We start from the raw sequence: 12,820 nt of genomic DNA, 5'->3' as shown, positions 1-12,820 counted from the left end.
GTTGGAAGTGACACCGTAGTGGTGTCACCCCAACATTTATTATAGAGCCTAAAATAACCACAAAAAAACTCTACATTATATAAACATAATGTAGAGTTTCATATTAATCACGACGTGTACGCATAATGCCACGATCAGCATTGCGTAAAAAGCGTAATAAGTTTTCAATTTCAACGGAAGAATCAAGTTGCATTTCCATCTCTTCAATAGCTCTAGACAAGCTAAAGCCTGAACGATAAATGATGCGGAACGCTTGCTTCAAGCTACGGCGTACCTCTTCCGAAATACCTGCACGAGATAGGCCAACAGAGTTCAATCCGATAACACGAGCTGGTTGACCATCGGCAATAACATAAGGCGGAATATCTTGTACCACCTTAGCCATACCGCCAACCATAGCATTACGGCCAATTTTTACAAATTGATGAACACCAGCGAGGCCACCTATAACCACGCGATCTTCAACGATAGCATGACCAGCCAAGCCTGCGCAGTTACTCATAATAACATTATTCCCCACAATGCAGTTATGAGCCACATGCGTACACGCTTGTAATAAACAGTTATTGCCAACACGTGTTTCTTCGCCTTCTCCAGTAGCGCGGCTAATGGTAACGAATTCACGGATAACCGTTTCATCACCTACGTAACAATAACTTTTCTCGCCTTTAAATTTTAAATCTTGCGGTTCCAAACCAATGGATGCACCTGGATAGATTTCACAACGTTTACCAATGGTTGTCCAACCACCAATAACTACATTGGCACCAATCTGAGTGCCATCCCCTATTTCTACATTTTCCCCGATGACAGCACCAGGTCCAATGACAACATCTTTGCCCAGTTTAGCATTCGGATGCACTATGGCCGTGTTATGAATGTTGGATTCCGCATTTTCCATGCCTACAACTATCACTACAATCACTCCTTAAGTCTATTATACAAGGGCAAACATGTATTCACCGCTAGCACAAAGTTTATCGCCCACATAAGCGCGACCTTCAACCTTGCCCATACGGCCCTTAATTTTTACAATGTCTACTTCCATGCGTACAACATCACCAGGTTTTACAGGATGACGGAAACGTACTTTATCAATTCCTGTAAACATAGGTGTTAATCCACGATTTTCTTCAGGATACAACAAAGCAATGCCACCAACTTGGGCAATTGCTTCTGTTAATAGTACACCAGGCATAACTGGATTTCCAGGGAAATGACCTTGGAAGAACAATTCATTGAATGTAGCATTTTTAATGCCCACAGCACGCTTCATTGGTTCCAATTCAATAATACGATCTACCAATAGCATTGGGTAACGATGTGGTAAAATTTCTAAAATGTCTTCATGGTTAAGAATCATTGCTGTGTCTCCCTTATTTCTTCTATTATACTATGAGCCAAACGAGAATTGAGTTCATGGCTCGATTTTAACGCAATTACATGTCCCTCAATAGGTCCCAATAAATATAAATCACCCATCACATCAAGGGCTTTGTGACGAACTAATTCGTCTTCAAATCGTGGAACAGATAAACAGGTTGTATCATCGTATACAAGAGCATTATCTGTACTGCCACCCTTTGCCAAGCCCATGGCTTGCAATTGTTCCAATTCTTTTACAAATCCAATGGTTCTAGCTCGGGCAATATGTTCTTGAAAATACTCAGGTGTTACATCAAAATCACATTGTTGCGTACCAAGCAACGGATGTGGATTAATCGATGTAAATGTAACGCGATATCCATCATAAGGTACGATAAGAATAAATCTATCGCCATCATAAATGGAATGACTACGTTTCACCTTATACACATGTCGTTCAGCTTGTTGTTCTTCAATTCCCGCCTGAAGGATTAAGTCAACAAATACGGCACTACTGCCATCGCCAACAGGTGGCTCAGGAGAGTCCATTTCAACAAAGCAGTTATCAATATTCATAGCACTGAATGCAGCCATTACGTGTTCAACAGTGAAAACCTTTGCTTCACCATGTTCCAAAGTAGTAGCGCGCATAGTGTTCGTCACATTATCAATGTGTGCTCGAACGGAGGGGTTTCCCTCTATATCTGAGCGCACAAACACAATTCCTGTATTTTCAGGTGCTGGCTTAAAAACCATGGTTACAGGTTCCCCGCTATGAAGGCCAATTCCCTTATATGAAATAGCCTGTTTAATTGTTTGTTGGGGCTTACTCATAAGAATGTCCTTTCATAATCTAATTCCATGTCTACTATACACCATACTGTATTATACCCTATTTGCATAGCTGTTACAAGAATATAGGACTATTTATCAACTGACTAGATGTAAAAAATCGGCATTGCAAAGCTTTATTTTAAGACATCTGCAACGCCGATTATACTTTTTATATTTTTTTAATGAAACACATCTGGTGGAGTATCAATCTTGTCACCATAGTAACGACGAGTCCATTTCCAACGATTATGTAGCCAGAACCAATCTTCTGGATAACGACGGATATAATCCTCAATAAATTCATTGAGCTTAATCGTAGTAATTGCTACATCCCGTTTCTTATCATCTGTTTTTTCTACATATAACGGTTGATGTACTTCAATTTCATGTTTTCCCGTATAAGGGCTATAGTGCATGGTCACAAAGATGATAGGTACATCTTGCATACGCCCTAATACAGCAGGACCATCTGCTGTTAGTGTTTCATAACCAAAGAATGGCACCAATACACCATTTTCTCCAGGATCCTGATCCATAATCAACCCTAAAAAAGCACCACTTTTTAAAGCTTTCACCATATCGCGCACACTCGTCTTATACATTACATGTTGATGCATAAGCTCACGATATTCATTGATAAATTTATCTGCATCGCCGTTTTGTTTTAACGCTACAGAAATTAGAGGGTACCCTTCAGAAGCCAGTACACCTCCAAGCAATTCCCAGTTACCGCTATGAAGGGCAGCCAGAATAGCCCCCTTGCCATCAGCTAAGACTTCGTCCAAAATATCCTTATTGGTAAAGTTGACCATATCCTTATAGTCGTCGTCTTTAATTTCAGGGTATCTCAATACATCGATAATCATACGACCAAATCGAGTCGTACTCGCCTTAGCAATTCGCTTTGCTTCAACAGGATCATCAGTGATTTTACAAAACAAAATCTGCCCGATTGCCAACCGCTTCCGTTTAGGAGGCACTGCAAGCCAAGCAATTTCACCAAGCAATGTACCTAATGCATACTGCCAACTATGAGGCAACATACAAATAAAGGCACTAAACAACTTCATAAACCTATACATAAACGTATTAGCTCTCCTTAAGCTGCGCTTTTAAAGCATCGATTTCCTTCTGCAATTGTTTTACAGTTTTTACCATTTCTGGTAAGCGATGTTCATAAGCGGACAGTTTTAACCATTCCTTATGAGGACGCATTGGGTAACCAGCCATAACAGCATCTGCTGGTACATTACCAGTAATACCAGTTTTACCAGCAAATTTTGCATTGTCACCTATTGTAATATGCCCTGTACAACCGGTTTGTCCTGCAAAAATTACATTATTTCCACATTTCGTACTACCTGCAATTCCCACTTGTGCAATGAGGAAACAGTTTTCACCAATTTCAACATTATGTCCCAAGTGAACTAGGTTGTCAATTTTTGTCCCTTTTCGAACTAATGTAGATCCCATAGTTGCATTATCGATGGTTGTACAGGATCCAATTTCTACATCATCCTCTAAAATGACATTACCTACTTGTGGAATATGCGTATGTACGCCATTTTCAGTAGCAAAACCAAAACCTTCACCACCGATTACCGCTTTGGCGCGTAATACGACACGATTTCCTAATATACAATTTTCATGAACAACGGCGCCAGTATATATATCACAATCATTACCAACACGAGTATTATGACCAATATAAACATATGGACGAATTGTAACATTATCACCAATCACTGCATTATCATTGATAACACAATAGGCACCAATAGCAACATTATCGCCTAGCTTAACGTTCTCACCAATGATTGCAGTAGGATGGATTTCACGTGGTATTACAACAGGTGAATGAAATAATTGTAATACTTGTGCGAAGGCAACCTTTGCATTATCTACAATGATTTGTGTCATCGGTGCATTGGGCGCTTCTTGCTCTAAAATTACAGCACCAGCTTTACATAAGCCAATGTGTTCCACATATTCACCAATAGCAAATGTAATCGATTGAGGTGCCGCTTGTTCAAAGCCACGTGTTTCTGTGATTACTAGCGATTCATTACCAACCACCTTACCACCAATAAGTTGAGCAAGCTCCAGTACGGTCTTTTCCACTATTAAGTCCCCCCCAAGTGTTAACTAAACTATTGCGCAGCTTCAGCAGGTTGCGCTTGTTGGGCTTCACCTTGTTGAGCATCACCTTGTTGCGCTTGTTGAGCTTCTTGTTGGTTCGCTTCATTTTCTGCAGCTTTAATATCTTCATCAGATGCTTTGCCCATTTTATTGATTAAGTCATCAGTTACATCTACGCCGCCACCAACAACAGCACCTTTAAGCAATACTACATCTAGCTTTTTCTCTTTAGCTAATTCATTAACTTGTTGATCGATATATTGTTTCAACTCTTGATTTTTTGCAGTTGTGAAAGCATTAAAATCTTGTTTTGCATCAGTCGTAACTTGCGCTTTAGATGCTTCATCAGCAGCATCGATTTTGGCTTGAAGTTCTTTACCTTTTGCATTAATTTCTTTGTTAATCTCAATAGATTTCGCAGTTTGTGTCACAACTTTTTGGGAATCTACATAGCCAATAGTATTGCTACCACAGCCACCAATAATTGGCAATGCCATAATCATTGTTGCACCTAAAATTAAAGATTTCATTTTCTTATTCATCGTATACTCCTTACTGAACTCGATATGACGCTTTCACAGCATCTGTTATATCTAGCCCTTTGATATTTCCACCATGATCAATCAAAACAAGGTCTAAATGACGTTCTTGAGCAATAATAGCAACGCGCATCCGCACGTCCTCTAAAATGGCTTCATGAAGTGCATTTACCTCTGCCTCTTTATCCGATAATTTCTTTGCCCAACTATCGTTCCACTCTTGAGGAACTGGCAAATTATTCGTCGATACAATTGCTTTAGCTTGATTTTGCATCATTGTATCGCGTTTCTTTGCTAGTTCAGCTTGTACAGATTCGGCATATTGTTTAAGTTCTTGTTCCCCTGCATCACGGATAGGTTTTAATTCTGCATCTACTTTAGCCCGTATAGCATCCATATCAAAATTGGATGGTTTACGTTTAGCCAGCAAGCTTTGAAGTCGGCTTTCCAATTCAGCTTTTTGTGCCTGAGCAGCTTCTTTCTGCGCATCATCGATATAAACACGGCTATCAAAAGCATATAGTTGTAATTGTAGATTTACAATCTCCAAGTCATATCCCTTGTTAGCAACCTTGAGCTCTTTCATGTATTTTTGTACCAGTTCAGCCCGTTTAGCATCTAGCTGTGCATTAAGTTGATTTTGTTTTGTAGCGATTCGCGTTTGTAATTCAACATTTAACGCATCCGACAATGTCGGGTCTAGAGACAAGGATTTAAGTTGTTCATTCTGCAAATCAGACTTGGTATTCAACGCCTCCTGTTCTAAGGCATATTGAGCTTTAAGCTGTTCCAACTCTGCTTTCGCATTCTTATAATCTTCATAAGACGGATTAAACTCTAGTACATCATCAATTTGTACTACCCCAATAGATGGCCCTTCTGAAGATTGCCGATTAGTAATAAATCCATAGGCTCCATACATCGCAATCAGTGCAGCTGCTAAAAACAGAAATAATCCTATATACCGTTTATTTAGCTTCATACTGCTCACCCTTATCTGATTACCTTTGTATCATTATTATTTTGCATCAGATGCTAGTTTTTTTAGTACTTGATCAGTAATATCTACACCACCATAAAGAACTGCATCTTTAGGAAGAACTACAGATAAACCCTTAGCATTACCAACAGCTTTAGCTGCTTCCATTGTTTGGTCAGCCATCTGTTTATTCATTTCTTCCATTTTCTTTTCTACATTAGCTTGTGCTTCTTGCTTAATTTTAGCTTTAGTAGCATCATCTTGAGCGGCATCTACCTTCGTTTGCATATCTGCTGCTACTTGACTACGATAATCAGTAAATTCCTTAGCAGCTTTTACATATACAGGGTTTTCAGGATTATCCAAACGGCTCATATCGATTACACCTACATTACTAGCAGCACTAGTACCAGGTGTAGCCATTTGAGTATAGGCTAACGCACCAATACCGATAATAAAAATTGCGGCAATAACAATGGAGAATATTTTCACATTCTTCTTGTTATTCATCATTCTCATCATAATGAACATTCCTCATTTCTGTTAATCTACGCACTATGAGTGCCATAATAGAGATATTGGTGAAAGCCCCCTCTATAGAAGGTGCTTTCACCATAATATGTCTCAATATTAGAATTGTGTACCGAAGCTGAAGTGGAATTTCTTCTTATCCTTGCCAATACCATAGTCGAGTTTAACAGGACCGATTGGTGTAGTGATTCGAACACCGGCACCAACGCCATAGTTAAAGCTCTTAGTATTTTTATACCAAGGAACATTAGGAGCATCCCAAGCATCACCGATATCTGTAAATAATACGCCACTTACCTTTTTCACGATAGGGAAACGGAATTCCAATGTCGCATTATACATATTTTTACCGCGGAATTGATCATCTTCGTAACCACGTAATGTATCTGCGCCACCTAATGTGAACAATTGGCTATATGGTGCATCACCTTGGATGAAACCACCACGTGCACGGAAGGCCAATACATTTTTGGAACCCACTTTTTTGTATGCACGCATTTCAGCTGTGAATTTATAGAAATCAAAATCACCGCCTAAGCCATGACCAGCCCATTGTGCAGTGTAGGAAATACGACGACCACGAGTTGGTTCATAAATGTTATCGCGGGAGTCATATACCTTTTGCCATGAAATGGAATTGATGCGACCAAAGTTTTTACCTACATAATCCATGCCGGCAAAATCATATGAGCCGTTATTCCATCTATTATTAGGGCCTGCACCAGTACCCGCATCATAACGGAATCCAGAGCTATCGTCATTATCCCATTTGTATTTATCAGAGCGGGATTCAAGTGTTAAGTAGTCGCGTGTATATTCGCCTGTTTGACGACCAAAGGAAATATTAAAGCCTTTGGATTTTTTGTTGTATTCTGCTACTTCGCTACCATCGCTATCATAGTCAGTGTATTCATCTTCACGGTTGAAGAAGGAGAATCCAAGAGAAGTACCTCTGTGGTCAATCCAAGGTTTCAAGTAAGAAATTTGGTAGTTTTTATATTTCTTCTTACCACCGATTTCCCAGTGAACTTTAAATTTATCACCTGTACCGCGAAGGTTATCTTCACCAAATTCAACGATACCCATCAAGCCATCGGATTTAGAATAACCTGCACCTAATGTGATTGTGCCTGTTTTATGTTCCAATACGTCAATTTCGATAATTACGTTGTTAGGATCTTTTTCACCTGGTAACATACGTACATTTACATCATCAAAGAAGCCCAAGTTGTATACGCGTTCTACGGAACGACGAACTAAGAACTTGTTGAATGGTTTACCAGTTTTTTGTACGAACTCACGAGTGATAACTTTGTTACGAGTTTTCTTATTACCAGCTGGTACAATATCTTCTACAATGCCTTCCACGATATGGATATGAATCATACCATTATCATCTACAGCAATACCGTCTACATGAGCTAACATATAACCATCACGAGCATACGCTGCATTGATGCCTTGTACCTTTTGGCCTACATATACGGAGTTCATGATTTGGCCTTCAGGAATTGCCATATATTTAGTTAATACATCGGATGTGTATACAGAGTTACCTTCAAATACAACACCATGTACTACAGGGTTAGTCACAACAGCAAAGTCAATTTTCACGCCTTCCGGAACAGATGTAAAGACAGGGTTCACTTCTGAGAAATAGCCACTGTTACCCAAATTTTGTACATCTTTAAATACACCATCAACGGAAACAGCATCGCCTACCTTTTCAGATAACAATGTCATTAATTGCGCCGCTTGATCTGCAGGAATACCAGAGATAGATAAGCCTGTAATTGTTTTACCTACAAATGGGTTAACAGAATCAGCACTAACAGCAGTAACGTATTGAGCCTCAACAGATGTTACAGCTTGTGCCTGACCGTTTTCTGCAACCTTATCCAAGTCTGTACCTGCTGTAGTTTTGGAAACCATTTTAACTTGTTTATCGTCTGTTTTTAAAGCCCCGTTATTAACGGTAACTGTACCATCAGAACCTTGTACAACAGTACCATCAGTGGATAATGTAGTGTCACCACGAGCAGCTAAAATTGCCGCATCAGTATTATCTTGTGTATTAGCACCCTTTTCTGTACCCGCATTGTATACAGCTGCTTTAGTCGTTGTATCATCAGTAGTCGCAGTATCTGCTGTAGCAGTTGCATTCATATCTGGTGTATAGCCTGTTTGTACTTCTGCAGCAAACACACTGCCAGTACCCATAACAGCAGTCAACACAGATGCTGCTAGCATACGTTTATAGGCTTTGCTTGTTAACATAAAATCCTCCTAAAATTATCCCTCTTTAAAGAGTATTAAATCTTTATTATTATATCATATAATACTGGGAATTAGTACTACTATAATTCAATTTTATGAAATTAAAATGACTATAATAAAGGTCCTTATTCAGATTCTTCATTATAGTCATCATTGCTAGAACTCTCGTGTCCAACGTCCACCAATATAGGTACTACCTTGTGATGTATGCCAAGCATTAAACTTAACACTTCGCCGTAACGAGTATTCAATACCATATTTATTTTGTTTATTATTGATACCTTGCGTATAGGTGATCATCGTTCTCGGCAAGACATATTTGCCGATTTCGATATTATAATTTCCCGATGTCTCCTTACTAGTAGGTTCATTCGGATCTATAGAGCCTGTCGTAATATTAACACGATCTAAGCCCAATGCATTTTGCACTGCATCTTGTACATAGCCAAAAGCAAACATTTGTGCACCAGCTACAGCTAATGCATTCGCATCTTCATTGGTAATTGTACTACTATTCGATGGTTCACCACGACCAAAGGTCAACATAGAAATGATTTGCTTACGCGATAAACTTGGTTCGGATTTAAGCGTCAAATCCATATGATCCACAGTACCTTTCACGCCGAGATAAATATTATAAGTACCTACATTTGTTTCCGCATCTAGTTGAAGCATAGGCAAATACGTTCCAGATGTAAAAATTGCAGTCCCCTTTGTAATATCAAAGGTATGGCTTAGATATTTAAACGTACCACTCACCACGTTAAACTGTCCACTAGAGGTAGGATTAAATACAGAGCCCCCAAAATGAACATCTCCACTAATACGCATATTATACAAGGTTCTATCGTAGAGTCGTACATTTTTACCAGCATGTACGTTAACATCAATCCCCAAATCACGCGTGCTTTCACTAGTTTCTAAGGAAAGAGGAATTTTGAACTTCATATTCTCTAGATTTAGATTACCCATAAGTGTAGGGATTCCCTCTTTTTCAGCTATATAGAGTTCTCCCTTTAATGGACCTGAAATATACTCGTTAGATAAATCTAACCCATCCAATTGAATGGCTGCACGGTAACTAGTCATGGTATGACCTGTCCAATTAACCTTCGCTGCTAAACCAGCGGTCCCTTTGCCCGCAGATATGCGAGATTGAAAATCTGCTTGTTGACCTGAGAAAATTAAATCCCCATCAATATTCTTAAGCTCATTCCCTACAGTCTTTATCTTCATGGTACCATTTCGAACAGATACTGTACCGTACGCTTCTGGTTGATCAATAGTTCCTGTTACATGAACAACACCTTTTAATGCCCCAGTTGCGTCTTTCACCGTAGGCGTAATCAAAGGGATAACAGCCATATCAGCCTCATTGAAGTCAATAGTCATATCCATCGCTTTAGAATCATTTGCATCGAGATATCCAGTCGTATACAACGCGGCTAGAGGAATCTTGCCATATGCACTTAGCTTATAGTCTTCTTTAACCCCTTGAATACGTTGAACGTTAATAACATGATTTTCCATGGTTGCCAATACAAAGCCTTGATCAATATCGATACCGTTATAAGAACCATTGGCAAGGCTCGCGGACAATTCAACCTTAGGATTTTTTGTAGCCCCTGTCATATTGATAACACCGGTAACGGAACCGGTTGCATTAATATTATCACCAATAAGCGGTAAGAATGGTTCTATATCAACATCGCGAACTGCAATTTGTAAATCTGCATCACCATCTAAATCAACAGTACCACCAGCAGCAATAAGTCCATCATCAACAGGTAATTTTAATGTTCGAATTTTAAACTTACGATTTTCTAGACTGGCATCTATCTTTGCATCGCCTACTACCTTAGTATCAATAGTTACATCCTTAATTGAACCCACTACATTAAGGCTTGGATTGCCATAGGTACCTCCTAAATCAACTGTACCACTCAAAGAACCATCTAATTTATCCACCGGTTTTCCCAGTAGGGATAATAGATTGCTTACACGACCATTTGTCACCTGTAATGTACCAAATAATCGCTTATCGCCCACAGTAGACATACCTGCACGGGCCATATAATGGCCACCTTGTTCTTCATCAAATTCAAATTTTTCTAAATTAACAACGGTTGTATCTGCATATAATGTACCAAAAATATTGGTGATACCTTCGCCATTAATAGTTAAGAAGTTAGATGTAACAGATCCATTAAAATTAGGATTGTATAAAGAGCCTCCAATATGCCCCTTAGCTTGTACATAGCCTTTTACATCATAATCAGTATTGACTAATAACCTACCAATATCTATATCTTTACCTTCTAAATCGATATTTAGGGCATCTTCTGACATAGTACCAGACCCTTGAATGACAGCACCATATCCTTGAATAGTAAACTTAGGTAATGTAAGAGTCTTATTTTCTAATGTATAATCTGCCTTTGCATCACTAATCAATTTGCCATTATAAGAACCATCATATAAATGAACATGGCCCTGAACATATGGATTATCTAAAGTACCACGAATCTCATTTTCAGATTCAAACCACCCAGTAAGCGGAACATCAGAAAACGGTCTAATCAAGTTCTCTATCCGGACAGCTTTAGCACGCGCCCGCATATTAAGTGCATTAGAATTTAAATCAAATGTACCCCCTATAGTAATGGCGCCATCTCCATCACCTATAGATGTATCTGTTAATTCTAATATATGATTTTTAATAGTAAAGCCTGCATTAATGGAATTAAAGTGAGCCCCACTATAGACAATCTCAGGACTTGTAACACTACCAGTCACAGATGGATTATCTAAATTTCCTGTAATAGAAGCATGGCCTGTAATATTGCCAGATATACTATTACCAACAAGACTTGAAAAATTAGATGCATCTAATGAATCCGCCGACAAGGATAGATTCAATAGATTATTATCAATCGTTCCATATCCACTAAGTTGGCCATTTCCTATCGCCCCCGTAACGGCTATATTTGTCAAGGCGCCTACATTATTAAAGCTAACGCGAGCAGAATCAATAGATATACCACGCACGGATAGACTCGTTCCCACTATATTACCTTCTATGGAGGTAATATCACTATTTTTTCCTTTTACAGAAAATTCTCCATTCACAATACCAGACGCCGGTGTAGATAAATTTTGTGTAAATGGAGCTATTTCCGCATTATGAATCGTACCATCAATGGAAAATTCACCACTATCAATGCCGTATTGTCCTTTGGCTTTTACGCTACCATTACCAATGTATAACGAAGCATCGTGAATATCCACTGTACCATCGAAATAACTAAAATTAGCCTCTCCACTATCGATATGATAGCTATCATAAGAGATTGCATTATTCTTTATAGAACCAGATACATAGGGATTAACACTAGTACCGCCGATATGAACACGGGCACCTACGTTACCAGTAATTTGATTTTTGGTGAAAGCCTCTAAAGCTACGGAATCAGCAACAGCATTTAAGTTTAAACCAACCTCATCCCCTAATGTTACCAATCCATTCACCTTAACGGCTTGATCGTTTACATACCAGCCACTATGACTGATTAAAACAGTATTATTTTGGAAGAAAATCTTACCATTGCCCTGTCCAATTTGGTATGTAGTAGACCCGTTTTTATAGGTACCACCTAAGCCATCAAAGGCTAAATTACCAGACATAGAATACTTGCCATCACGCCCCGTAATCTGCGCTTTTACATCATGTAATATACCAGATGTTATAGAGAGATTTTTATTGGATGGAACCATATTCATAATGCCTGATATATCAACAGACTCGGCTCGAACAAACAAATCAAAATCATCCATTTTATTCATGTCGATAGAGCCATTAACAGCAATTGAATGGTCATCTAAAAGTCCATTTAATGCCCCTTTTGTCATACCATCAACATTTAAGGCTATATTTCCATCTAGTTTGGATAGCCTATGTACATTACCATCTTTAAATCGAACAGCACCTGTAGCATCATTAATGACGATATTGCCATCAAATGATTTCTTATCATTTTTTGAGGATGACTCCAATAAAGAATTTACATTCCAAGATCCATCAGCTAGTTGCCACACATGGACGTCCGGTTTTTCTAAAGTAATGGTAGAAACGATGGCTGCACCACTTGAATTCCCC

General features: G+C 38.9%; 10 protein-coding genes. All 10 read right to left on the bottom strand.

What is annotated here, in order from left to right; translation table 11 throughout:
* Positions 1–103 precede the first annotated feature (103 nt).
* Positions 104–916, bottom strand: coding sequence for an acyl-ACP--UDP-N-acetylglucosamine O-acyltransferase (gene lpxA / locus RYP29_RS06940; protein ID WP_005376607.1), 813 nt, complete (start codon positions 914–916; stop codon positions 104–106).
* 21 nt (positions 917–937) lie between these two features.
* A complete protein-coding gene (gene fabZ, locus RYP29_RS06935; protein ID WP_005376579.1) occupies positions 938–1,363 on the bottom strand; it encodes a 3-hydroxyacyl-ACP dehydratase FabZ in 426 nt (141 codons plus the stop codon).
* Complete coding sequence (lpxC, locus tag RYP29_RS06930; RefSeq protein WP_227068643.1) at positions 1,360–2,199, bottom strand: UDP-3-O-acyl-N-acetylglucosamine deacetylase; 840 nt, start codon at positions 2,197–2,199, stop codon at positions 1,360–1,362. The genes fabZ and lpxC overlap by 4 nt, the downstream gene beginning before the upstream one ends.
* A gap of 179 nt (positions 2,200–2,378) precedes the next feature.
* Positions 2,379–3,281 (bottom strand): phosphatase, encoded by a 903-nt coding sequence (locus tag RYP29_RS06925; RefSeq protein ID WP_311532737.1) that lies wholly within the window; start codon positions 3,279–3,281, stop codon positions 2,379–2,381.
* Positions 3,282–3,288: 7 nt separating this feature from the next.
* Entirely contained in the window at positions 3,289–4,320 is a 1,032-nt protein-coding gene (gene lpxD, locus RYP29_RS06920) for a UDP-3-O-(3-hydroxymyristoyl)glucosamine N-acyltransferase (RefSeq protein ID WP_311532736.1), read from the bottom strand.
* Positions 4,321–4,349: 29 nt separating this feature from the next.
* On the bottom strand, positions 4,350–4,880 hold the full coding sequence (locus tag RYP29_RS06915; RefSeq protein ID WP_005381739.1) for a hypothetical protein: 531 nt from the start codon (positions 4,878–4,880) through the stop codon (positions 4,350–4,352).
* Positions 4,881–4,890: 10 nt separating this feature from the next.
* Positions 4,891–5,859: a hypothetical protein gene (locus RYP29_RS06910; RefSeq protein WP_118354161.1), complete on the bottom strand. Its 969-nt coding sequence runs from the start codon at positions 5,857–5,859 to the stop codon at positions 4,891–4,893.
* A gap of 36 nt (positions 5,860–5,895) precedes the next feature.
* Positions 5,896–6,378, bottom strand: coding sequence for an OmpH family outer membrane protein (locus RYP29_RS06905; protein WP_009661451.1), 483 nt, complete (start codon positions 6,376–6,378; stop codon positions 5,896–5,898).
* 108 nt (positions 6,379–6,486) lie between these two features.
* Positions 6,487–8,664, bottom strand: a complete 2,178-nt coding sequence (locus RYP29_RS06900; protein ID WP_156718478.1) for an outer membrane protein assembly factor — start codon at positions 8,662–8,664, stop codon at positions 6,487–6,489.
* Between the two features lie 156 nt (positions 8,665–8,820).
* Positions 8,821–12,820: translocation/assembly module TamB domain-containing protein (locus tag RYP29_RS06895; protein ID WP_311532735.1), on the bottom strand; the 4,000-nt coding region annotated here is incomplete at its 5' end.

It is taken from the genome of uncultured Veillonella sp. (assembly GCF_963534045.1).
Classification (GTDB): domain Bacteria; phylum Bacillota; class Negativicutes; order Veillonellales; family Veillonellaceae; genus Veillonella.
The sequence above is the reverse complement of the archived record's forward strand: the minus strand, read 5'-3'. Positions and strand labels throughout refer to the sequence as shown.